This is a genomic window from Jatrophihabitans lederbergiae (genome assembly GCF_031845305.1).
Classification (GTDB): domain Bacteria; phylum Actinomycetota; class Actinomycetes; order Mycobacteriales; family Jatrophihabitantaceae; genus Jatrophihabitans_A; species Jatrophihabitans_A lederbergiae.
Window position 1 is genome coordinate 1 of sequence record NZ_JAVREH010000034.1, and the last position, 22,051, is coordinate 22,051.

Annotated in this window: 20 protein-coding genes; 7 read left to right on the forward strand and 13 right to left on the reverse strand. The window is 68.4% G+C overall.

From position 1 onward, the window contains the following. Positions 1-976 precede the first annotated feature (976 nt). From RM423_RS17975 to RM423_RS17985, 3 genes are read right to left on the reverse strand one after another with little or no spacing between them, the layout of a single operon-like run. Positions 977-2,629, reverse strand: coding sequence for an FAD-binding dehydrogenase (locus tag RM423_RS17975; RefSeq protein WP_311424424.1), 1,653 nt, complete (start codon positions 2,627-2,629; stop codon positions 977-979). A gap of 22 nt (positions 2,630-2,651) precedes the next feature. Next, complete coding sequence (map, locus tag RM423_RS17980; RefSeq protein WP_311424425.1) at positions 2,652-3,527, reverse strand: type I methionyl aminopeptidase; 876 nt, start codon at positions 3,525-3,527, stop codon at positions 2,652-2,654. A 6-nt stretch (positions 3,528-3,533) separates the two neighbouring features. Next, positions 3,534-5,264: a ribonuclease J gene (locus RM423_RS17985; RefSeq protein ID WP_311424426.1), complete on the reverse strand. Its 1,731-nt coding sequence runs from the start codon at positions 5,262-5,264 to the stop codon at positions 3,534-3,536. A 127-nt stretch (positions 5,265-5,391) separates the two neighbouring features. On the opposite strand from RM423_RS17985, the gene RM423_RS17990 reads away from it, so the two are divergent. After that, a complete protein-coding gene (locus tag RM423_RS17990) occupies positions 5,392-5,721 on the forward strand; it encodes a hypothetical protein (protein ID WP_311424427.1) in 330 nt (109 codons plus the stop codon). A gap of 5 nt (positions 5,722-5,726) precedes the next feature. Here RM423_RS17990 and RM423_RS17995 read toward each other — a convergent pair whose 3' ends face one another. Together RM423_RS17995 and RM423_RS18000 are read right to left on the reverse strand one after the other, a co-directional pair. Next, positions 5,727-6,623: an oxygenase MpaB family protein gene (locus RM423_RS17995; protein ID WP_311424428.1), complete on the reverse strand. Its 897-nt coding sequence runs from the start codon at positions 6,621-6,623 to the stop codon at positions 5,727-5,729. Between the two features lie 53 nt (positions 6,624-6,676). Then, positions 6,677-7,342 (reverse strand): DedA family protein, encoded by a 666-nt coding sequence (locus tag RM423_RS18000; RefSeq protein ID WP_311424429.1) that lies wholly within the window; start codon positions 7,340-7,342, stop codon positions 6,677-6,679. 177 nt (positions 7,343-7,519) lie between these two features. On the opposite strand from RM423_RS18000, the gene RM423_RS18005 reads away from it, so the two are divergent. Continuing rightward, positions 7,520-7,981, forward strand: a complete 462-nt coding sequence (locus RM423_RS18005; RefSeq protein ID WP_311424430.1) for an SRPBCC family protein — start codon at positions 7,520-7,522, stop codon at positions 7,979-7,981. A 348-nt stretch (positions 7,982-8,329) separates the two neighbouring features. Here RM423_RS18005 and RM423_RS18010 read toward each other — a convergent pair whose 3' ends face one another. Beyond that, a complete protein-coding gene (locus tag RM423_RS18010; protein ID WP_311424431.1) occupies positions 8,330-8,743 on the reverse strand; it encodes a hypothetical protein in 414 nt (137 codons plus the stop codon). 1,013 nt (positions 8,744-9,756) lie between these two features. After that, on the reverse strand, positions 9,757-10,761 hold the full coding sequence (locus RM423_RS18015) for an NAD-dependent epimerase/dehydratase family protein (protein WP_311424432.1): 1,005 nt from the start codon (positions 10,759-10,761) through the stop codon (positions 9,757-9,759). A gap of 158 nt (positions 10,762-10,919) precedes the next feature. Between RM423_RS18015 and fbaA the strand changes: the two genes are divergently transcribed. Further along, complete coding sequence (gene fbaA, locus RM423_RS18020) at positions 10,920-11,969, forward strand: class II fructose-bisphosphate aldolase (RefSeq protein ID WP_311424433.1); 1,050 nt, start codon at positions 10,920-10,922, stop codon at positions 11,967-11,969. A 66-nt stretch (positions 11,970-12,035) separates the two neighbouring features. Continuing rightward, positions 12,036-12,428: a DUF3151 domain-containing protein gene (locus RM423_RS18025; RefSeq protein WP_311424434.1), complete on the forward strand. Its 393-nt coding sequence runs from the start codon at positions 12,036-12,038 to the stop codon at positions 12,426-12,428. Between the two features lie 10 nt (positions 12,429-12,438). On the opposite strand, the gene RM423_RS18030 is transcribed toward RM423_RS18025, so the two are convergent. Then, positions 12,439-13,161 carry a GAF and ANTAR domain-containing protein gene (locus RM423_RS18030; RefSeq protein WP_311424454.1) on the reverse strand — a complete coding sequence of 241 codons (723 nt, stop codon included), beginning with the start codon at positions 13,159-13,161 and terminating at the stop codon, positions 12,439-12,441. A 140-nt stretch (positions 13,162-13,301) separates the two neighbouring features. Between RM423_RS18030 and RM423_RS18035 the strand changes: the two genes are divergently transcribed. From RM423_RS18035 to RM423_RS18045, 3 genes are all read left to right on the forward strand, one after another. Further along, positions 13,302-15,416, forward strand: coding sequence for a catalase (locus RM423_RS18035; protein WP_311424435.1), 2,115 nt, complete (start codon positions 13,302-13,304; stop codon positions 15,414-15,416). 94 nt (positions 15,417-15,510) lie between these two features. Then, positions 15,511-15,690: a hypothetical protein gene (locus RM423_RS18040; RefSeq protein WP_311424436.1), complete on the forward strand. Its 180-nt coding sequence runs from the start codon at positions 15,511-15,513 to the stop codon at positions 15,688-15,690. Further along, positions 15,687-17,513, forward strand: a complete 1,827-nt coding sequence (locus RM423_RS18045; protein WP_311424437.1) for a sensor domain-containing phosphodiesterase — start codon at positions 15,687-15,689, stop codon at positions 17,511-17,513. The genes RM423_RS18040 and RM423_RS18045 overlap by 4 nt, the downstream gene beginning before the upstream one ends. Positions 17,514-17,576: 63 nt before the next feature. Here RM423_RS18045 and RM423_RS18050 read toward each other — a convergent pair whose 3' ends face one another. The 5 genes from RM423_RS18050 to RM423_RS18070 all read right to left on the reverse strand — a co-directional run bounded on the left by RM423_RS18050 (position 17,577) and on the right by RM423_RS18070 (position 22,037). Beyond that, positions 17,577-18,359, reverse strand: coding sequence for an ABC transporter permease (locus RM423_RS18050; RefSeq protein ID WP_396327779.1), 783 nt, complete (start codon positions 18,357-18,359; stop codon positions 17,577-17,579). A 74-nt stretch (positions 18,360-18,433) separates the two neighbouring features. Continuing rightward, positions 18,434-19,303, reverse strand: a complete 870-nt coding sequence (locus tag RM423_RS18055; protein ID WP_311424439.1) for an ABC transporter permease — start codon at positions 19,301-19,303, stop codon at positions 18,434-18,436. Continuing rightward, the gene (locus RM423_RS18060) at positions 19,303-20,217 is read right to left on the reverse strand and encodes an ABC transporter ATP-binding protein (protein ID WP_396327780.1); all 915 of its coding nucleotides are present in this window, start codon (positions 20,215-20,217) and stop codon (positions 19,303-19,305) included. Before RM423_RS18060 ends, RM423_RS18055 begins: the two co-directional genes overlap by 1 nt. Positions 20,218-20,265: 48 nt before the next feature. Continuing rightward, positions 20,266-20,847: an RNA 2',3'-cyclic phosphodiesterase gene (gene thpR / locus RM423_RS18065; RefSeq protein WP_311424441.1), complete on the reverse strand. Its 582-nt coding sequence runs from the start codon at positions 20,845-20,847 to the stop codon at positions 20,266-20,268. After that, complete coding sequence (locus RM423_RS18070; protein WP_311424442.1) at positions 20,844-22,037, reverse strand: PrsW family intramembrane metalloprotease; 1,194 nt, start codon at positions 22,035-22,037, stop codon at positions 20,844-20,846. Before RM423_RS18070 ends, thpR begins: the two co-directional genes overlap by 4 nt. Between the last annotated feature and the right edge of the window lie 14 nt (positions 22,038-22,051).

Below are 22,051 nucleotides of genomic sequence, written 5' to 3' on the forward strand. Positions count from 1 at the left end.
TAAGCCTCTCAGCGCCGATGGTACTGCGCGGGCCACTGCGTGGGAGAGTAGGACGTCGCCGGACACACCACTACAGTCAAGGCCGTCCCGGGGCACCCCCCGGAACGGCCTTCACTGCATTCCCCCCATTCCACCCCCAAAGCAGCGCCAGGACGCACCCGCCACCACCGGGACGACCCGGCGCTCCCTACGTTTATAGCTCCAACTGATTGAGGCTGCTCCGCGGCGGTCAGCTAATCTTTGTTCGCTGCAATCGTTGTGGCATGGATACCATCGTCAACGTGGCCTTGTCATCCAACGAACGAGCCCCTCCACGTTGGTCGAGGCCCTGCAAAACGTCTTCACGATCCGACGGAGCGTGCACGCGCGCTGGCGGTGATCGCGCTGCTGCGGTACGAGCCACGGCGGATCGACCCGCTCATCGAGCTGCGCTTCTTCCGGAGCCTTTCCGTTCACCGGCAGCACCGAATTGCCGTATGCGCATTCGGTGCCTTCAGCGCCTGCGCGCTCACGGCTGGACCGGAACACCAGCTATTACTGGCTGATCGGTGGCTACATCGTCTTTGCGTTCTGCTTCGGGATGGTGAACGCGCCGATCACGAACACCGCCGTCTCCGGAATGCCGCGCGCGCAGGCAGGGGTGACTGCGGCAGTCGCCTCCACCAGCCGTCAGGTCGGCGCGTCACTGGGCGTCGTTATCGTCGGTTCCGTGATCAACTCCGGTTCCGACGGGGCTATCTGGTGCAGCGGAGTACCCATCTGCAGGACTGACGGATCAAGACCATCACCGACGCCGGTCGCCGCGCCGTGCCGAGGTCGCCGTGCATCCAGGGCGAGCCCCCGCCAACGCTGCGCCCGGCTCGCTGCCGACGACCTGACGACGCTGAACCGGATACTCGCACAGCTGGTACGAGCCGAGAACTGAGGCGCTCGGGACACCGCTGCCCGCGGGGCGAAGACACGGCACTGCGGGTTCTCAGGACACCGCCGCCGCGGCCGCGCGGCCGGCCACCCGTCCCGAGAAGATGCAGCCACCGAGGAACGTCCCTTCCAGAGAGCGGTAGCCGTGCATGCCGCCGCCTCCGAAACCCGCAACCTCGCCGGCCGCGTACACGCCCGGCCGCGGATCACCGGTGGCCGTCAGTGCCCGTCCGTCCAAATCCGTCTCCAGGCCGCCCAGCGTCTTGCGGGTGAGGATGTTCAGCCGTACGGCGACGAGGGGACCGGCCGCGGGGTCCAGGAGCCGGTGCGGCGCCGCGACCCGGGTGAGCCTGTCGCCGAGGTAGGCCCGGGCACCGCGGATGGCGGTGACCTGCAGGTCCTTCGTGAACTTGTTGCCGATCTCGCGGTCCCGCGCCTCCAGTTGGCGTTGCAGGTCGGCGAGGTCGACCAGGTCCGCACCCACCAGGGCGTTCATGCCCGCCACCAGCTCGCGCAGCGTCACCGCGGTGACGAAATCCGCGCCGTTGCGCTGGAAGGCGGCCACCGGCGCCGGAGCGCCGCCCCGTCCACGCGTCAGTACCTCGCGGATCGACTTGCCGGTCAGGTCCGGGTTCTGCTCGGACCCCGACAGCGAGAACTCCTTGTCGATGATCTTCTGCGTGAGCACGAACCAGCTGTAGTCGTAGCCGGTCTTCATCAGGTGCTCCAACGTCCCCAGGGTGTCGAAACCCGGGAAGAGCGGGACCGGCAGCCGCTGGCCGCGCGCGTCCAACCACACCGAGGACGGACCGGGCAGGATCCGGATCCCGTGGTTCGGCCAGATCGGGTTCCAGTTCTGCAGGCCCTCGGTGTAGTGCCACATCCGGTCGGCGTTGATGACGCGGGCGCCGGTATCCGCCGTGATCGTCAGCATCCGGCCGTCCACGTGCGCGGGCACGCCGGCGACCATGGTCTTCGGCGGCGCCCCAAGCCGGGCCGGCCAGTTGCGTCGGACCAGGTCGTGGTCGCCGCCGATGCCGCCCGACGTCACGAGAACCGCCTGGGCGCGTAGCTCGAAGTCACCGACCTTCTCGCGGGAGCTAGTCCGGCCGCGTTCGACGCCGCTGGGAGCCAGCACCGAGCCGCGCACGCCGTCCACCACACCGGCGGTGCTGGTGAGCGCGTCCACCTGGTGCCGGAACTTGCATGTCACCAGGCCGCGCTCTTCCGCCTCCCGGACCCGCCGGAGAAACGGTGCGAGAACCTCTGGCCCGGTACCCCAGGTGACGTGGAACCGCGGCACCGAGTTGCCGTGTCCGGTGGCGAGGTAACCACCCCGCTCAGCCCAGCCGACCACGGGGAAGAACCGCATTCCCTGAGCGTGCAGCCAGAACCGCTTCTCACCGGCCGCGAAGTCGACGTAGGCCTCGGCCCACCGCCGGGGCCAGTAATCTTCCGGCCGATCGAAGCCGGCGGTTCCCAGCCAGTCCTGCATCGCCAGCTCGGCGGGGTCCTTGATCCGCAACCTGCGTTGCTCCGGTGAGTTGACCAGGAACAGCCCACCGAAGGACCAGAACGCCTGGCCACCCAGTGCCTGTTCGGGCTCCTGGTCAATGAGGATCACCGTGCGTCCGGCATCGGCCAACTCGGCGGTGGCGACCAGCCCGGCCAGCCCACCACCGACCACGATCACATCTGCGTCGGTCACCGGGCCAGGTTAGCGGCCGCGCTCAGGCGAGGGTGAGGATCTCGGCGCCCTCGTCGGTGATGTGCAGCGTGTGCTCCCACTGCGCGACCCAGGACTTGTCGCGGGTGACCACCGTCCAGCCGTCGTCCCACATGTCCCAGGCGTACCCGCCCAGAGTGAGCATCGGCTCGACCGTGAAGGTCATACCGGCCTGGATCAGCGTCGTCGCCCGGGGCTCGTCGTAGGGCCAGACGGTCGGCTTGGCGTGGAAGGACTGCCCGACCCCGTGCCCCGTGAAGTCCCGGATCACGCCGTAGTCGAAACGCTTGGCGTAGGACTCGATGACCCGGCCGATGACGCTGACGGGACGACCTGGGCGCGCTGCCTTGATCCCGCGCATCATTGCCTCGTGCGTCCGCTCGGACAGCAGCCGTACCTCGTCACTCGGCTCGCCGGCGAAGAACGTGGCGCAGGTGTCACCGTGCACGCCGTCGAGATAAGCGGTGATGTCGATCTTCACCACGTCACCGTCCACGAGCGCGAGGTTGTCGGGGATGCCATGGCAGACGACCTCGTTCACCGACGAGCACAGCGACTTCGGAAAGCCCTTGTAGCCGAGCGTCGAGGGGTAGGCGCCGTGGTCGAGCAGGAACTCGTGGCCGATCCGGTCGAGCTCGTCGGTGGTGACGCCGGGCGCGACGTGCCGGCCGACCTCGTCGCGAGCCAGGGCGGCGATCCGACCTGCCCGGCGCATCTTCTCGACGGTCTCGGCGTCCTTGACCATCGGGTCATCACGGTCCCACGGTGCCCCGGTCGGCTTGCCGGCGTTGTCCACGTAGGCAGGCGGGGTGATGTTCGGGGGGGTGCCGAGCATGGGCGAGACGGCCCCCGGCTGGACGGTCGGGCGGGTGTTCGGCATCGGCGGCTATACCTCGATCACCATCGGCATCAGCATCGGGCGGCGGCGGTACTTCTTGTCGACCCAACGCCCCACCGTCCGGCGGACGATGTGCGCCAGCGCGTCGGCGTCCCGGACGCCGTCGGCCACTGCCTTCTCCACGGTCTTGATGAGCTCGATGCGGATCGGGTCCAGCGCGTCAGGATCATCGGTGAAGCCGCGGGCGGTCAGCTCCGGCCCGTAGACCACCTTGCCGGCCCGCAGGTCGACCGCGACCAGGATCGACACGAAGCCCTCGTCACCGAGGATCTGGCGCTGCCGGATTGCCACGTCGCCGATGTCACCTACCGCGAGTCCGTCCACGTAGACGTTGCCGATCTCGATCTGACCCACCAGTTCGGCGTTCGAGCCGGTCAGGTCCACGACCACGCCGTTCTCGGCCAGCATGATGTGCTCGTCCGTCATCCCGGTCGAGCGGGCGATCGCGGCATGGGCGCGCAGGTGGCGCCACTCGCCGTGCACCGGCATCAGGTTCTTCGGCCGCACCGCGTTGAGCAGGTAGCGCAGCTCACCGGCCGGGGCGTGACCGGAGACGTGCACCAGCGCGGTGGACTTATGGACCACCTTGGCCCCGAGCCGGGACAGGCCGTTGATGACGTTGAACACCGAGTGCTCGTTGCCCGGAATCAGCGAGGACGCCAGCAGGATGGTGTCGTCGCTGACAATGCGGATGGTCGGGTGCTCCCGGTTGGCCATCCGGCTCAGCGCCGACAGCGGCTCGCCCTGGGACCCCGTACAGATCAGCATGATCCGGTTCGAGGGCAGCGACTCGGCGTCACGTAGATCGACCAGGACACCCTCAGGCACGCGCAGCAGCCCGAGATCGCGGGCGATCTGCATGTTGCGGATCATCGAGCGCCCGACCAGTGCTGCGTGCCGGCCGGACTCCTCGGCGGCGTCGAGCACCTGCTGGACCCGGTGCACGTGACTGGCGAAGCACGCGACGATCACCCGGCCGGTCGCGCGGGTGATGACGTCGGTGACGACCTTGCCGACCTCGCGCTCGCTCGGGATGAAGCCGGGAACCTCGGCGTTGGTCGAGTCGGCCAGCAGCAGGTCGACACCCTCGTCACCCAGCCGTGAGAAGCCTGGAAGGTCGGTGATCCGGCCGTCCAGCGGGGTCTGGTCCATCTTGAAGTCGCCGGTGTGCAGCACGGTGCCGGCAGACGTCCGAATGGCCACCGCGAGAGCGTCCGGAATCGAGTGGTTGACCGCGTAGAACTGCAGGTCCCAGTCACCGACGGTCAGCCGTTCGCCCTCGCGAACGATCCGCAGGTCCGGCCGGATCCGGTGCTGTTCGAGCTTGGCCGAGACCAGCGCCAGGGTCAGCCGGGAGCCGATCAGGGGAATGTCGGGGCGCGACCGCAGCAGGTAGGGCAGCGCGCCGATGTGGTCCTCATGGCCGTGCGTGAGCACGATGGCGTCGATGTCGGCCAGCCGGTCGACGTAGGCCGACCAGTCCGGCAGGCCGAGGTCGACACCGGGCGCGTTCGTCTTGCCGAGCAGCATCCCGCAGTCCACGACCAGCAGCCGTGGCTTACCGGACCTTGTCGTCGAGGTGGCGTCCGGAGCCGGCGACCGGCTCTCGAACATGGTCATGTTCCGGCCGACTTCGCTGATCCCGCCGAGCGCGACGATGCGCAGGACGCCGTCCTTGAGCTTGGGAGGGTTCCCCAGCTCTCGTTCTGGCGTGCTCACGTGTAGGGGCCCCCTGGCTTGTGGACGTTCGCTGATGGCTCCGCATGCGGTATTCGCCTCGGGGCGGTCGCGTGGAAGAGCTGTGTCCGGAACAGTTTATCCAAGCGCTGCACTAGCGTGCTGCCGTATGAGCCCGCACGCGCAGACGACCCTCGTCACGGCACTCGACACCAGCCAGGTGAGGAGCGTCGGAATCCTGACGATTGTCCTGCTGGTGCTCATCGGACTGGCGATCGCGCGGTTCGTCACCAAGATCATCACGCGACTGGTCGTACTGGTCGTCGTGCTGGTGCTCGCCATCGCGGTCTACCAGCAGCGCGACCGGGTCGCAACTGCCGCCGGCAATGCGGCGAAGCGCTGCGACGCGACGTTCTTCGGCATCCACGTCCAGCCGCACGATCCAGTCGCCCGCAAGGCCTGCGAGCAGGCGGCGAAGAAGCTGCCGGCCGGAAAGTGAGCGCGCTAGGCGGCTGAGTGAGGAGGGGCTGATTCGAGAGGGGATGATTCGGGCGGGGCCATCGCCCAGCGAATGGTGCGCACCAGCCCGTCGCCGGCCAACCGCACCACGGTCGCCTCGGCGACGGGAAGGTAGGGCAGCCGCAGCGGCCAGCGCGCCCACCAGGGCAGGCTGGCCACGGCCGCTGCGGCGAGCAGACCGTACGGCGGACGTACCGCCAGTGGCAGCGGCGGCTGAAGCAGCATGAATCGTGCGGCATCCCGGGCCTCGTGGGTGCCCCCGAGCTCGGGCCGGTACGCCGTGAGCTCGGCCCGGATTTGCGCCTCGGTCGTCGGCGGGTCGATCACTCCGAGCGCCGCGGCGACCTTGGCGGTATCGGTGACGTAGCCGTCGCGGCCGGCTTGGTCCAGCGGATGTGCTCCGTACCGCTGGTAGGCGTACAGAAAGCTGTCCACCTCAGCAACGTGCACCCACCGAAGCAGGTGTGGGTCCGACGCCGCGTACGGCCGGCCGTCCGGGGCGGTGCCCTGAACCCGCTCATGGATTCGGCGGATTCTGGCGATCATCGCCTCGGCGTCGGACTCGGTGCCGAAGCTGGTCACCGCCAGGAAGTGGCTGGTGCGCTGCAACCGGCCCCAGGGGTCGCCGCGGAATCCGGAGTGCCCGGCGACGCCTGCCATCGCCAACGGGTGCAGCGACTGCAGCAGCAGCGCGCGCAGGCCACCGACGAACATCGAAGCGTCGGCGTGCACCTGCCGGATCGGGCGGTCCTCGGCGAACCAGCGCGGCCCCTCGGAGAGCTGGATACGATCGCGCCGCTCAGGGCCCTCGGTGCCGGCGACCCGCTCGAACAAGGCCGTCGCGATGCGCTCGCGGACGGCTGAAACGCCAGGAACAGTCACCGTTACGACAGTACGACGCGGTCGCAAGCAGTGACCGCGGATCGAGAAGTCGGTCAGATACCGGTCGAGGGAGCCGACTTGCGGCTGCGCCACCAGTGGATGAGGGTGGGGAGGATGGACAGCACCACCACGGTGACGAGGATCAGGTCGATCTTCGGGGCGATGGTGTCGCGGACGAACGCGATGTGACCCAGCCAGTGCCCGAGCAGCAGCACCCCGTCCGTCCAGACGATGCCGCCGATGAGCGAGTACACCGCGTACAGCGCGAAACGCATCCGGCCGACGCCCGCCATCACCGTGGCCACCGTCCGTACGACCGGAACGAACCGGGCCAGCAGCACGGTCGCGGCTCCGAAGCGGTCGAAGAAGGCCTGCGAGCGGGTCACGTACTCGGGTTTGAAGAGCCGGGACCGCGGCCGGTCGAAGACCTTGGGCCCTGCCTCCCGGCCGATCCAGTATCCGACGAGGTTGCCGGCCACGGCGGCTATCGGCAGGGTGATCAGCAGGACCGGCAGGCTCGGCAGCCGCACCGACGGGTCATTGATCGCCAGCACCAACCCCGCCGCGAACAGCAGCGTGTCACCGGGCAGAAAGAAGCCGATCAGCAAACCGCACTCGGCGAAGATGATGATCAACAAGCCGGCGAGGCCGTACGTCCCGAGCAGGTGGTTGGGCGAGATCGGGCTCGCCAGAAGTGCGGTGGCCGCGTTCTGCGTCATGACACGGCAGCTTACGGACCGCGCCGGAGAATCTTGCGCGACGCTCAGCGCGTCATCATGCGCCGGCGTACGGTGAAACCTTTGACGGGGGAGCCCCGCCGCGTCGGATGAGATCCTTGAACCCACAGATCCTTGAACCCACAAGGAGAGGCCACCGTAGAAAGGCAAGGTAATTGCATGCCCAGCGTCATCAAGACCGTCAACGTGTCCGTTCCGGTCCGCACCGCCTACAACCAGTGGACCCAGTTCGAGACGTTCCCGCAGTTCATGGGCGGCGTCGAGAGCATCACCCAGACCGATGACACCCACTCGCACTGGGTCACCAAGATCGGTGGCGTGACCCGGGAATTCGACACCGAGATCACCGAGCAGCACCCTGACGAGCGAGTCGCATGGAAGAGCACCGACGGCAAGACCCAGGCCGGCGTGGTGACGTTCCACCGGCTGTCCGACAACGAAACCAAGGTCACCGTCCAGATCGACTGGGAGACCGAGGGCATCATCGAGAAGGCCGGCGCGCTGGTCGGCGTCGATGACCGCCAGGTGCACGCCGACCTGGAGCGGTTCAAGAAGTACATCGAGAGCCAGGGACACGAGGACGGCGCCTGGCGCGGCGACATCTCGAACCCCAGCCAGTAAGCCCCACGACCGGCCGGGCTCGGAGTCTTCGGACCTCGAGCCCGGCCGTTGTGCTGTCTGCTGTCTGCGCGGCACAGGATTCGTACAGCTGATCCGCCTGGGCGACCACGCCACGTACGACTCTCGGATGCATCAACGCTCAGCGTTGCGTGCACGTCGAGCTCAGTGGGAAGGCGCGACCAATGGCACGGCAATGGTCAGATCCACCAGTTGCGGCCAACGGTTAGGCGGTCTTTCGCTCGCGCAACGTGGCCGCTCCGGGTGCCGTGCCGCTTCTTTCGTCCGGTGTCACGTGCCGAGTCCTTGGTCACCGGTGGACTCCCGCGGCAGCGTTATGCGACCCCAGGGTCAGGACGCGCGGCGCGACTGGAAGCTGAAGAGTAATTTGTCAGGTGCCAGACTCAGCACCAGCCCGGCCAGTGACAAGAACAGCGACGGACCGGGGTGCGCTGAAGCGGCTGGAGCCTGGTGGGCGGTGTGCGAAATCGCTTCGAATGAAAGCATCTCCGAGATAACGACCCCAAGGAGTGAAAAGGCTGCATAGAGTCGAAGACATCTTGACTTCTCCCGGTAGGTTTCAGAAGCCATACCGAGCAGAACGGAAAGAAGGAGCGCCAGGGCAGTAGCGATCAATGCGTAGCCGAAACTCGGAGCACCCTGAACACCGAGGGTGGGGATGCCAGCGGGACTGCTGGTGACTGAGCCCCACATGCTGAAATCAAATCGAATTTGATCAGTTCCCGGATTGACGCCGGTGGTCACATCCGATGTCGCAGTGGTCGACCATAAGCGGGTGAAAGATCCGACGGTAAGAAATGCTACCGCGCAAAGCCTGATAGCGGAATCTGGGACGAGGCGCGTCGTCGTGGAGGATAACCCATTAGGTGGTCCAGCGTCATCCGCGATAACGGACACAGGTATCTCTGGTAAAGCCTGCGCATCTTGCTGGGGGCCACGCTTCATGCCAATACGCTACAGACCTGGCTCGACAGCCTGACAGCCCAGATCTCTCGCGACGTGCGCGCCGCTATAAGTTGGGGTGGGTCGATGCTAGCGATCACTACGTCACCAGCCAGAGGCTGCAACGGCCAAAGTGTCCGAACCCAGTAGCTGACGATGTCCCCGGCGTGCGCCGGCACCTGCCGCGTCCCCAACCTGTGGGCATACCCCGCATGCTCCACCCCAGAGGGTGCATCATGCTCAAGTTGAGACGAAGAGTTGACATCGGTAATCCGCGCGGCACAGAAACTGTCTACTCGATCAACACGCCATCGCGCCTTAAATGCCCTGGGCTGGCTAGTGCCCACCGAGCTTGTAGAGGGTTCCAGTTGGTCTCATACGGGTTCTGTAGATGGTAACCCCAACCATTGATGGAGCCTTCGCCTGCGCCGCACGTCGCTTTGCTCGGGCCATTCACAGAGTTGAGCGTCGGCCCGGTGAAGGTGAAGCCTAGGTTGCCGCAATCCACCCATCCTCGGCCCTTGATCCCACCGCACAGGGTCATCTGCGCCGTGAACGAATATGTCCCGGGCGAGCCAGTGGCACCGACGTTGCAGAACTGGGGGTAACGGCATCCGCGGAACTGGCAGTTGCCAACGATGTTGAGGCACTGACGGCGCATAGGGAAAGCGCTACGGTGACGCTTACTCGCATAGCAGTGCCGTGAGAAGGCATGTCGAGCCTGATTCTGGAAACGAGGAGGTGAGGGACCGTAGCATCGTCCGAGTTCGGTACAAGGCAGAGTATCCGTCCCGAATGATCGGGCCGGGACCGGCTCAGCTCCGGTAGTCCGCCAGCACCTGCCGTTCCCGGGCTGGGGTCAGACCGGGGGCGCCCTCGCTCGGCTGCCAGCCGCCCTCGATGGAGCTCATCCAGGCCCAGGTGTCGGCAAGCGTCTGCCCCAAGGGGCGCGTTCGCAAGCCAGCCGCCTCCGCCGTGGTGGTGTCGTGGCGCCAGGCGCTCGGGGCAGCTGCCGCCGGCAGCCACAGCGGCAGCTCCGTCCAGCCCTCGATGGCCGCCGAGTCCAGTACCTCGTCCGGCACCCAGACGAACTCCGCGTCCGAGCCCGTGACGGACCGGGCCTGCTCGAACAGCTCGCCGCGAGTGGCCTGGCCGACCGGGCCGGTGACCTCGAATGTGCCCGGCGGCCGGGTGAGAGCGAACTCGGCGATGTCACGGGCGTCGATGAGCCGCACCGGATCGGTCGGCTCGCCCGGCGCCAGGATCTCACCGCCGCGGGCGATCCGGTCCAGCCACCACGGCAGCCGGCCGGAGGCGTCCCGGGGACCGACGATCAGGCCGGCCCGCAGAATCGACGTCCGGTCAGGCCCGAAGGCCCGCAGCACTGCCCGCTCAGCACCGACCTTGCGCCAGCCGTACGGACCGGCACCGTCCAACCCGTCGGGAACCTGCTCGCCGACGGCGTCCGGATCGCCGTCGTACACACCGCCGGCGTGGTAGTCGGCAGCCTCGGGCCAGCCCGGATAGGCGTTGATGCTGGAGGTGAAGGCGTAGTGGGCGGCGCTCGGCTCCAGCAACCGCGCGGCAGCGTTCACCAACTCGGGCAGGTATCCGGTGTCGAACACCAGGTCGAAGGCCATACCCGCCAGCTGAGCCAGCTCCTCGGGCCGGGTCCGGTCGCCGGTGATCGCGCGGGCTCCCGCCACCGGGCTGCCGGTGCGGCCGCGGTTGAAGGTGGTGACGTTGTGACCGCTGGCCACCGCCAGTTCCGCAACCGCGCGCGAGAGAAACACCGTTCCGCCGAGCACCAGGACGTCCATCCCGCAACCTCACCAGAACGGCCGCGGTGTGCGCTACCGGTGTTCGCCGCAAGCGCAGGGGCGAAGTGGAATACTTTCCCCGACCGGCGGGCCAGCGTGGGCCCACCCTGCCTTCAGCGGGGCCGGCTCAGGCTCGATATGCCAGCCGCCCAAGAATCGTGACGGAGACTTCAATGCCCATCGCCACTCCCGAGATCTACAACCACATGCTGGACCGTGCCAAGGAGGGCGGCTTTGCCTACCCGGCGATCAACTGCACGTCCTCGGAGTCGGTGAACGCCGCGCTCAAGGGCTTCTCCGACGCCGGCAGCGACGGCATCATCCAGGTCTCCACCGGGGGTGCGGAGTTCGCGTCCGGCACCGGCGTGAAGGACATGGTCACCGGCGCCGTCGCGCTGGCCGAGTTCGCCCACGTGGTCGCCGCCAAGTACTCGATCAACGTCGCGCTGCACACCGACCACTGCCCGAAGGACAAGCTGGACGGCTACGTCCGTCCGTTGCTCGCCCTCTCGGCGGAGCGCGTCAACGCGGGCAAGGACCCGCTGTTCCAGTCGCACATGTGGGACGGCTCGGCGATCCCGCTGGATGAGAATCTCACGATCGCCCAGGAGCTGCTGGCCCTGGCGCACGACGCGCACATCGTCCTCGAGCTCGAGATCGGCGTCGTGGGCGGTGAGGAGGACGGCGTCGCGAACGAGATCAACGACAAGCTCTACACGACGGACGAGGACTACGCGGCGACGCTCGACGCACTGGGCTCGGGCGAGAAGGGCCGCTACCTGCTCGCGGCCACGTTCGGCAACGTGCACGGCGTATACAAGCCGGGCAACGTCAAGCTGCGCCCGGTCGTCCTCAAGGGTGGCCAGCAGCTGGCCTCGCGCAAGCTCGGCCTGCCGGAGGGCTCCAAGCCGTTCGACCTGGTGTTCCACGGTGGTTCCGGTTCGACGCTGGACGAGATTCGCGAGGCCGTGTCCTACGGCGTGGTGAAGATGAACGTCGACACCGACACCCAATACGCCTTCACCCGGCCCATCGTCGGTCACATGTTCACCAACTACGACGGCGTGCTCAAGGTCGACGGCGAGGTCGGCAACAAGAAGGTGTACGACCCGCGCTCTTACCTGAAGGCAGCCGAGGGTGGCATGGCCGCTCGCGTCGTCGAGGCCTGCCGCGACCTGCTGTCCGAGGGCACGTCCGCCTCGGCCTGACCCGCTTCACCCGGCCGGCGGCCAGCCGCTGGCCGGGTGGCTTGGTGCCACGGGCAGAATAGGCATATGGACCTTCTCGCTCCCCGTACCCTGCTTCCCGTCGACCCTGCCACCGCCCTGCTGGCGGCCGGCGGTGACCCGGTTCAGGTGGCCACGGAGCACCCGTCATCCTCGGCGGCGTGGGCAGCGCTCGCCGAGGAGGCGCTGGGCCGCGAGTTCTGGATCGAGGGCTACGCCTATGCCCGGACCGGCTACCACCGCGGATTGGACTCCCTGCGCAAGGCGGGATGGCGAGGTACCGGCCCGGTGCCGTGGTCGCACGGGCCGAACCAGGGCTTTCTGCGCGCGCTGCACGCCTTGGCTGTTGCGGCGGCCGCCATCGGCGAGAGTGACGAGGCGGAGCGGTGCCAGAAATTCCTCGACGACTGCGACCCAGCTGCAGGCATCGCGCTCAGCTGAGCGGCGGCGGCTAGCCGACTGAGGCACCCAGCAGCTCGCCGGTCTCGACGAGGTGCAGGGCGACGGCCGGCAGCTTCTTGTTCGCCGATTGCGAGGCACGCGACAGGGCCTGGAATGCCTGGTCCGGAGTGAGCCGGTGGCGCTCGATCAGGATTCCCTTCGCCTGGCCGATCACATCGCGATTGTGCAGCGCCGTGCTCAGCTGCGCGGTGCGCTGCGCGTCGGCCAGGGCCAGTGCCGCATGCGTCGCGTAGAGCCCGGTCAGCCGGAGGTCGTGATCGCTGAAGGCCGCCGACCGCGGGCTGTAGAGGCTGAGGGTTCCCAGGCACGAGGTGTCGACCCACAGCGGTACGCACAGCATGCTGGACACTCCCAGCGCTATCGCCCGGTCGATGAAGACCGGCCAGCGGGTCTCGGTGCCGGTGTCGCTGATGTGGACGGCGCTCTGCTGGCGCGCCGCGTCGATGCACGGTCCGGTGCCGACGTCGTGTTGCAGCGCATCCAGCACCTGGGGAGGCTCGCCGATGGCTGTCTGCGTGACGAATTCGCCGCGCCGTAGCAGGATCAGGCCGGCATGCTCGGCCGCGGGCAGCGTGTCCAGCACGGTCGAGACGATGGCGTCCAGGGTCGCGGACAGATCCACCGCGTTGAGCCGTAACGCCCGGGCGAGCTGCTCCAGGGTCGACCAGGTGTCCTCACCAACGTCGTCCATTGCCGGGACGTCGGGGGTCATCACCACCGCGGTACCACCTTTCTCCTCCGACGCAGATGGTGTCACAGGGCTCCCTCCCCGCCGTGTGCCGATCCGTCCGACGCTATGTTTAGCGGCAGGTGAAGACCGGTCGCCTCCATCGATGTAGCTGTGGAGATGTCATGCCCGTGCCACGAAAGCCAGACCAGAGTGCCCCCAAGCCCACCAGCCCCACCGGAGTTACCGCCGACAGCACGGAGCCGATCAGTGACGCCCGCGCGCAAGCGGGTGAGTACCTGACCACGGCACAAGGTGTGCGGCTGCCCGACACCGACCACTCACTCAAGGCCGGTAGCCGTGGCCCGACGCTGCTCGAAGACTTCCACCTGCGCGAGAAGATCACGCACTTCGACCACGAGCGCATTCCGGAGCGCGTGGTGCACGCCCGTGGTGCGGCGGCACACGGCGTCTTCGAGTCCTACGGCACCGCCAAGTCGGTCACCAAGGCCGGATTCCTGGCCGAGAAGGGACGCAAGACTCCGGTCTTCACCCGCTTCTCCACGGTGCTGGGCTCCCGGGGGTCCGCCGACACGGTGCGTGACACCCGTGGTTTCGCCGTGAAGTTCTACACCGACGAGGGCACTTTCGACCTCGTGGGCAACAACATTCCGGTCTTCTTCATCCAGGACGGCATCAAGTTCCCCGACGTCATCCATGCCGGCAAGCCGCATCCGGATCGGGAGATCCCGCAGGCCCAGTCCGCGCACGACACGTTCTGGGACTTCGTCTCACTGCACACCGAGGCGACCCACCACGTCCTGTGGAACATGAGCGACCGCGGCATTCCCCGCTCCTTCCGGACGATGGAGGGCTTCGGCGTCCACACCTTTCGGCTGGTCAACGCCGCCGGTGAGACCAGCCTGGTGAAGTTCCACTGGAAGCCGGTCGCAGGCGTGCACTCCCTGGTCTGGGAAGAAGCGCAGATCGCGGCCGGAGTGGACCCCGACTTCCACCGTCGCGACATGGCCGACGGCATCGAGGCCGGTGCGTTCCTGGAGTACGAGCTCGGCGTCCAGGTGATGGCCGACGACGGGACGGACACCTTCGAGGGCATCGACCTGCTCGATCCCACCAAGATCGTGCCCGAGGAGCTGGTGCCGGTGCAGCTGATCGGCAAGCTGACCCTGGACCGCAACCCGACCAACTACTTCGCCGAGACCGAGCAGGTCGCGTTCCACACCGGCCACCTGGTTCCGGGTATCGAGGTCACCAACGACCCGCTGATGCAGGCCCGGCTGTTCTCCTACCTCGACACCCAGCTCACCCGGCTCGGTGGCCCGAACTTTTCGCAGCTGCCGATCAACCGGCCGCACGCGCCGGTCAACGACCTGCTCCGCGACGGCATGCATCAGACGGCGATCCACACCGGGTCGGCGCCGTACCTGCCGAACAGCATCGACGGTGGCGAGCCGCTGGTCGCCTCGGCCGAGGAAGGCGGTTACGTGCAGATCGCGCGGCCCATCGAGGGTGCCGTCGTGCGGGCCAACCCTGCCTCGTTCGACGACCATTTCTCGCAGGCGACCCTGTTCTACCGCAGCCTGTCCGGAATCGAGCAGGTCCATATCATCGAGGCGCTGACCTTCGAGCTGGGCAAGTGCTACGAGCAGGCCATCAAGGAACGCGAGCTGCAGGTGCTGGCCAATGTCGACGCCGACCTGTGCGCGCAGGTGGCCGCCGGGCTCGGACTGCCGACGCCGGAAGGCACTCCGGTCGAGCCCGCGCAGCTGTCGCCGGCGCTGTCCCAGGTGGTCACCACTCCCGGCCCGATCGCCGGCCGCAAGGTCGGCGTCATCGCCGACGCCGCGTCCGATCTGGCGGGAATCGCGACGCTGCGCAAGAGCGTCGAGAAGCTCGGCGCGACGCTGCACGTCATTGCACCGGTCGGCGGCACCCTGACCTCGGGGAGCCATACCGAGATCATCGAGCGGACGCTGCTCACGGTGCGTTCGATCGAGTTCGACGCGCTCGTCGTGGCCGACGGCACCACTCCCACCGGCGACATCAAGCTCGTCCTGCTGCTGCAGGAGGCCTACCGGCACTGCAAGCCGGTCGCGGCCTGGGGCAGTGGCGCCGGCATCCTGCAGTCGGCCGGCATCGCGCCGGACGGCGCCGGTGTCCTGCTCGCCGACTCGACGGGCAAGGCCTTCACCGACGAGCTGACAACGGCCCTCGGCCTGCACCGGGTATGGGAGCGGGCGACGTTGGTGATGGCGCCGGCGGTGCCGCCGGCACGGTAACGTCCGATCGTGATGAAACGTCTATATCCTGCCGCCGGTGGCTGTCGAAAGGTGCAGTGAGGACAGCTGGTCCTCCGCCTAGCGAAGGACCGAGATGTTCCCTCCACACCCCCACCGGGGAACGGCTGAGCCGGTCCCCGGTGGGCTCGAGGCGCTTCGCCGTCTCTCGCTCCAGCGGTACGGGCTGGCCGCCCTCGACGGTCACCAGCAGGATCCGGATGTGCAGCAGATCGCGGTGCTCGCGCAGCAGTTGCTGCAGGCGGAATTCGCGTGATCAACATCCTCGACGGCTCCCGGCTCGTCCCCATCGCGGCCTCGCCGGGAGTCGTCCTGGGGCCCAGTGTCCGGTCCTTCTCGCTGTGCACCTGGGTGGTTCAGTCCGCTTCCGGACCGGGAGCGTTCATCTGCTCGGACGCCACCGAGGAAGCCGCACTGGCGACCAGCCCCTGGGTCACCGGCGCGATAGATCGGGTGCGCTTCTACGCCGCGGCGCCCCTGATGGGCCGCGAAGGCGTTGCCCTCGGGACGCTCTGCGTCTGGTCGCGCTCCACCGCCGAGGCGTCGGCCATGCGGCAGTCGATGCTGGAACACCTGGCCGACCGGGTCGTGGACAAGCTCGATCAGCGCAGAAGTCGCACGGACGCGCTGGCCGCATTGAGCTCGCCGCCGGCTGCTGCCGCCCCGATCGCTCACCGGACGGGGGAACCTCCGGAGTCAGTGACTGCCGCGGCCGCGCGCTCGGTGACGATCGACGCGGTGATCCGGGACGGCGCCATCCGGACGCTCTTTCAGCCGATCGTCCACCTGCAGTCGCAGGAGGTGGTCGGCTTCGAGGCGCTGTCCCGTGGGCCGGCCGACACGCCGATGGAGGCACCGGCCGTCCTGATCGAGGCCGCGCGCGTTGCCGGACGGCTGGGAGAGCTGGACTGGCTGTGCCGCGCACACGCGATGGAAGCGGTGGCGGCAAGTGGCCTGCACCCGAGCCTGTCCTGGTTCATCAACGTCGAGCCCGCCGGTCTGGAGATCGCGTGCCCCGCGTACCTGGTGTCCTCGCTGGCACAGGCGCGCACCGACCTGCGAGTGGTGCTGGAGGTGGTCGAGCGTGACGTCGAGGGACAGGTGACCAAGCTGTTGCACGCCGCCGACCAGGCCCGCAACGACGCCTGGGGCGTCGCTCTCGACGATGTCGGTGGTGAGGAGAGCTCGCTGGCCCTGCTGCCGTTCTTGCAGCCCGACGTCGTCAAACTGGACATGTCCCTGGTGCGCGATGTGGACCGCCGCACCGCCGCCCGGATCACCGCCGCCGTGCGCGCGTACGCCGAGCGGCGCGGCGCCGTCGTTCTCGCTGAGGGTATCGAGACCGAGGAGCAGGAGCGGCTGGCCCGAGCCTTCGGCGCCACCTACGGCCAGGGTTACCGTTACGGCGCGGCGGCGCCGCTACCCGCCATGGTGCCCGCGCCGCGTGAGGTGATCCCGCTGCGCCAACGGCCGGAGCCGCTCGGCGGCGGATCGCCCTTCGAGATCCTCAGCGGCGCGCGGAAGCCGGAACGGGCCGCCAAGCAGGACCTGCGCCACATCACGACCCACCTGGAAGATCACGCTATCGACGCGCACGAGGCCGGGGTGGTGCTGGCGGCTCTGCAGCACGCCCGGTTCTTCGACGCCGCGGAGCAGGAACGCTATCGCCGGATAGCGGAGCGCAACGCCCTGACGGTGGTGCTCGGGCAGGACGTCGGCGAGGTCGCCGAGCCGCGGTACCGGACGGCCTCGCTGCTGCCGGGCAGCCTGGTGCAGCGCGATTGGTTGATGATCGTGCTCACGCCGTACTTCGCCGCCGCGTTCGCCGCCCGCGACTGCGGTGACCAGGGGCCTGACTGCGAGCGGCGGTTCGACTACGTCTACACCCACGATCCGGATCTGGTCATTGCCGCCGGCCGGGCTTTTCTCCAGGAACTGGAGGATGGGCCCGTTCAGGGCTGGTTCGGCGACAGCTCCGGCGGCGTCCTCGCGCCCGTCGGTACGGTCGCCGCCGTGAGCCCGCATACCGCTCCGGCACCTCGGCCCGCGCTGCGCGCGTTCGGCAGGCGGCACCGCTGAGTGCCGGGGCTGTCTGCGTTGAGCCGTTGAGCCGTTGAGCCGTTGAGCTGCCTCGCAGCCCGATCAGGACATCAGGAGCTTGCCCAGCCGGCGGCTGGCGATCCACAGCCCGATGCCGGCCATGACCGCGAAGTACAGCACGTGCCCGGCCATCGACGCGTCCAGGTCACCGACCGACAGGCCGCGCATCAACGCCACGCCATGGTGCAGCGGCAGGCATTCCACGACGATCCGCAGCCACAGCGGGTAGGCGTTCAGGCCGTAGAACGTCCCGGAGAACAGGAACATCGGCAGGGTGAACAGCGTGACGATCTCGAGGTCCTGCCAGGAGCGCAGGAACGTGGTGGCCGCCATGCCGACAGCGGCGAAGCCGAAGGCGATCAGCAGTGCCGCCGGGATCAGCAGGAGGCCCCATGGCGACAGGATCAGTCCCATGGCCAGCATCACGGCGACGAAGCCGATGGCGTACAGCCCGCCGCGGGTGAGCGCCCAGGCGATCTCGCCGAGTGCCACGTCGAGGACGCCGAGCGAGGTGGCCAGCATCCCCTCGTAGAGCTTGCCGTACTTGAGCTTGAAGAACACGTTCATGGTGGAGTCGAAGATGGCTCCGTTCATCGCGGAGGAGGCAAGGAGTGCCGGTGCGATGTACTGCGCGTACGTCAGCGCCTCACCGTTCGGACCGGTCACGCCACCGACCAGGGCGCCGAGGCCGGTGCCGAACGAGAGCAGGTAGAACAGCGGCTCGAAGAATCCGGACACCAAGATCAGCCAGGACCGGCGGTACACCAGCACCGAGCGCTCCATCAGCACCCGGGACCGGCCCGCGTAGATATTGGCCGGCAGCATGCGGAGCAACAGGCCACGGCGCTGCCCGGCGCCGGCGGAGCTCTCGGGTGCCTGGTCGAGGATCAGCGATCGGCTCACGTGGACAACCTGACCCGGTAGCGCCAGCCGGTCAGCAGCACGCCCGCCACGGTGAGCGCGACGAGGTACGCCAGGTGCACAAACACGGCCAGCCCACTCACCTGACCGACGCCGGAGCGTAGGTGCAGCGGCCCGAGCGACACCCACCGGGCCAGCTCGGTGGCGTGCCACGGCGGCGAGACCCAGGCCAGCAACCGCGCCCACTCGGGCAGGGTGCTGATCGGGTAGAACGTCCCCGAGAACAGGAACATCGGCGTCACCAAGAACCGAAAGATGGCGGCGAAGCCCCCGCCCTCGGTCTCGATGGACGCCGAATACGCGGCCACGGGCGCGGCGAAGGCCATCGCGCCGAGGGCCGCCACCGGGACGGTGAGCACGGACGCGATCGACCTGAGGCCGCCGAAGCCCGCGACCACGAGCAGGTACAGCACGGCCGACAGGGCGGCTCGGACCGCGATCCAGGCGAGGGTGGCCTGCGCGATCTGCGTGGCGGTGAGCGGTGTGGCGTTCATGCCGAAGTAAGTCCGGTGGTACTTGAACCCGCCGTGCAGGATCGGGTACGTCGCCTCGCCGGCGCCCACCTGCAACGCGGTCGCGGCAACCAGGGCCGGCGCGATGAAGCTGAGGTAGCTGATGCCGAGGCTCCCTGCCCCGGTGCCCTTGTTGACGACGCTGCCGAGCCCGACCCCGAGGGCGAGCAGGTAGAGGACCGGCGCACCGAGCTGCGAGATCGCCGACACCTTGAAGTACCGGCGCGCGGTGATCGCGAAGTACTCGAACAGCGCGGGGATGCCCCCACCACCGGCCCGTACGTACTCCGCAGTGGCGGTCTGCCGGTCGCTCGCGCCGATGGAACTGGCGCTCATCAGTCCACCAGGCTTCGGCCGGTGAGCCGGAGGAAGACGTCTTCGAGGCTGGCGCGGCGGACCAGGCCGGACACCGGCCGCAGCCCCCTGTCCTGCACCGCTCGCAGCGCGGCCTCGCCGTCATCGACGTACAGCAGCAGCCGGTCGGCCAGCACCTCGATGCGATCGGCGAGGTCCCCGATCGCCTCCGCCCGCGCCTCGTTCTCGCCGATCGGGAACCGCAGCTCGGCAACCTCGCGGGTGGCGTGCTCGGCGATCAGCTGCCGCGGCGAGCCCTCGGCGACGATGCGGCCGTGGTCCATCACCACCAGCCGGTCGCACAGCTGCTCGGCCTCGTCCATGTAGTGGGTGGTCAGCACCAGCGTCACGCCCTGGTGCTTCAGCCGGTAGAGCCGGTCCCACAGGATGTGCCGGGCCTGCGGGTCCAGCCCGGTGGTGGGCTCGTCCAGCAACAGGATCTCGGGATCGTTGATCAGCGAGCGGGCGATGGTGAGCCGTCGCTTCATGCCACCGGAGAGCGGCTCGACCTTGTCCTTGGCGCGCTCGGCGAGCTGCGCGAAGTCCAGTAACTCGTCGATCTTGGGCCGCAGCAGCCGACGAGGAATGCCGAAGTAGCGCCCGTAGACGTACAGATTCTCCCAGACGGTCAGTTCGAGGTCGAGATTGTCCAGCTGCGGAACGACGCCGAGCCGGGATCGGATCGCCGGCCCTTCGAGCGCCGGATCCTTGCCCAGGACGCGCAGGAGTCCGCCGCTGACCGGCGAGACCGCACCCACCATGCGCATGGTCGAGGACTTGCCCGCGCCGTTGGGACCGAGAAAGCCGAAAGACTCGCCCTGGGCGACCGAGAAGTCGATCCCGTCCACCGCGAGGAAGTCCTCGAAGCGCTTGGTCAGGGCCGACGCCTCGATCATCGGCGCGGCACTGGACGGGTTGGTCACCTTGAAGACGGTACAAGTGGACTACGACAGCTCCGACTGATTATCGAGTTCGAAGGTCTCGACGACCTCGTGCCTGGCACGACCGCGCGGGCCCTGCCCCAGATAGGACTGGAACAGCGTTACCTCCTCGACCCGCCAGCTCGGACCGGAGTACAGATCGAGCACCCGGAACCACCGGGTGACGTCCAACGGCTGACCTAGCCGGGCGAGCGTGAGATGCGGCCGGAACGGGCCGCCCTCGACCTCCACGCCCGCCTTGCCGGCGCCCGCCCGGACGTTGGTCGCCAACTTGCCGAGCTCCTCGGTGTTCCCGGCGACCCCGGCCCAGAGCACCTTGGCGGCGGCCGCATCGGGAAAGGCGCCGGCCCCGCTGACGCTCAGCTCGAACTTCTCACGCCGGCCCGCCGCGGCCGTCAGGCGCTCCAACAGGTCGTCGAGGATGCGCTCGGCCATCGACGGCAGGAAGGCCAGCGTCAGGTGCCACTGATCGACGGCGCTCCACCGCAGTGGGCTGTCTCGCTCACGGCGTGGTTCGACGTACTCGGCGAGGTCCTCGACGACCTCCAGCGGCGGCTGCACCGCGACGAACATCCGCATGCTCATCGGCGGGCCAGTTCGGGCGGTGGCACCGGCCGCACCGGGGTGAAGGAGGCAGGCAGCGGGTTCTCGTGCAGCGGGTGCAACGCCTGCGCCCGGCTCGCCAGCAGGGAATGGACCAGCTCGGCGTGCAGGTCGTAGGCGTCCGCCGGTCCGACGCCGCGCTGCACCCGGTCGCGCAGGAACGCCAGTTCCGTGGCCGCGAGCTGAAAGTGCTCCAGCGCCTGGGCGCCGGCCTTACCGGACCGGGACCGCACCGAGCGCAGCCACGACCTGCGGGCGCTGATGCTCTGCAGCCACCCGGCCTCGGCAGGGGTCACCCAGCGGTAGTACACCATCGCCGGAAGCTGCTTGCGCACCACGTCCTGCTCGCGTCGGCGGTGCCGTCGGGCCAGCAGCACCCCACCGATGAACACCGGCACCATGATGACGACGTACACGACGATGTAGCCGCGCAGGCCGAAGGTCAACGAGCTGTTCCACAGCGAGTGCAGGGCTACCGCGCCGAGGTAGCCGGCTACCGGGTACAGCCAGCGTACGGAGCCGCGGCCCTTGCTGATGGCCAGGCCGAAGCCCAGGCCGGTGAGCGAGGTGAACAGCGGGTGCGCGAACGGCGCCATCACCAGCCGCATCACCACCGTGGCAACGCCGGTCTCGGTGCCCTCGCCGAAGCTCTGCGCCACGTAGCCGATGTCTTCGATGAACGCGAATCCGATCGCGGTGACGCCCGCGTAGACCAGGCCGTCGACCACGCCGTCGAACTCGTGCCGACGGACGCCGGTGAGCATCAGCAGCAGGAATGCGCCCTTCGCGGCCTCTTCGATTGCGGGTCCCGCGACCGTGAGCACCAGTCCGGTACCCAGGACCTCGCTGGTGGCGAGCTCCAGCACCAGGCTGACGACCACCGCCACGGTCGCGCCCCAGAGAAACGCCAGCAGCAGCAGTCGGGCCGGCTCGGGCTCCCACCGGTCCAGCCACAGGTAGCAGGCGAGCACGACCGCCATGGCGATCGCAGACAGCGGGGTGGCGATCAGCAGGCCGACCGGATGCCGGGCGCCGGTGATCAGCAGCACGACCGCCGCGACGACGCCGAGCACGATCAGCACCGCGATCGGGGCGCCGGTGGCGCCGGCCTGGCGACGCAGCCATGGTTGGTGCAGGGCGGGAGGCGCCGCGGACGGCGAGGGGGCGCTCATGCGCAGAACTCTAT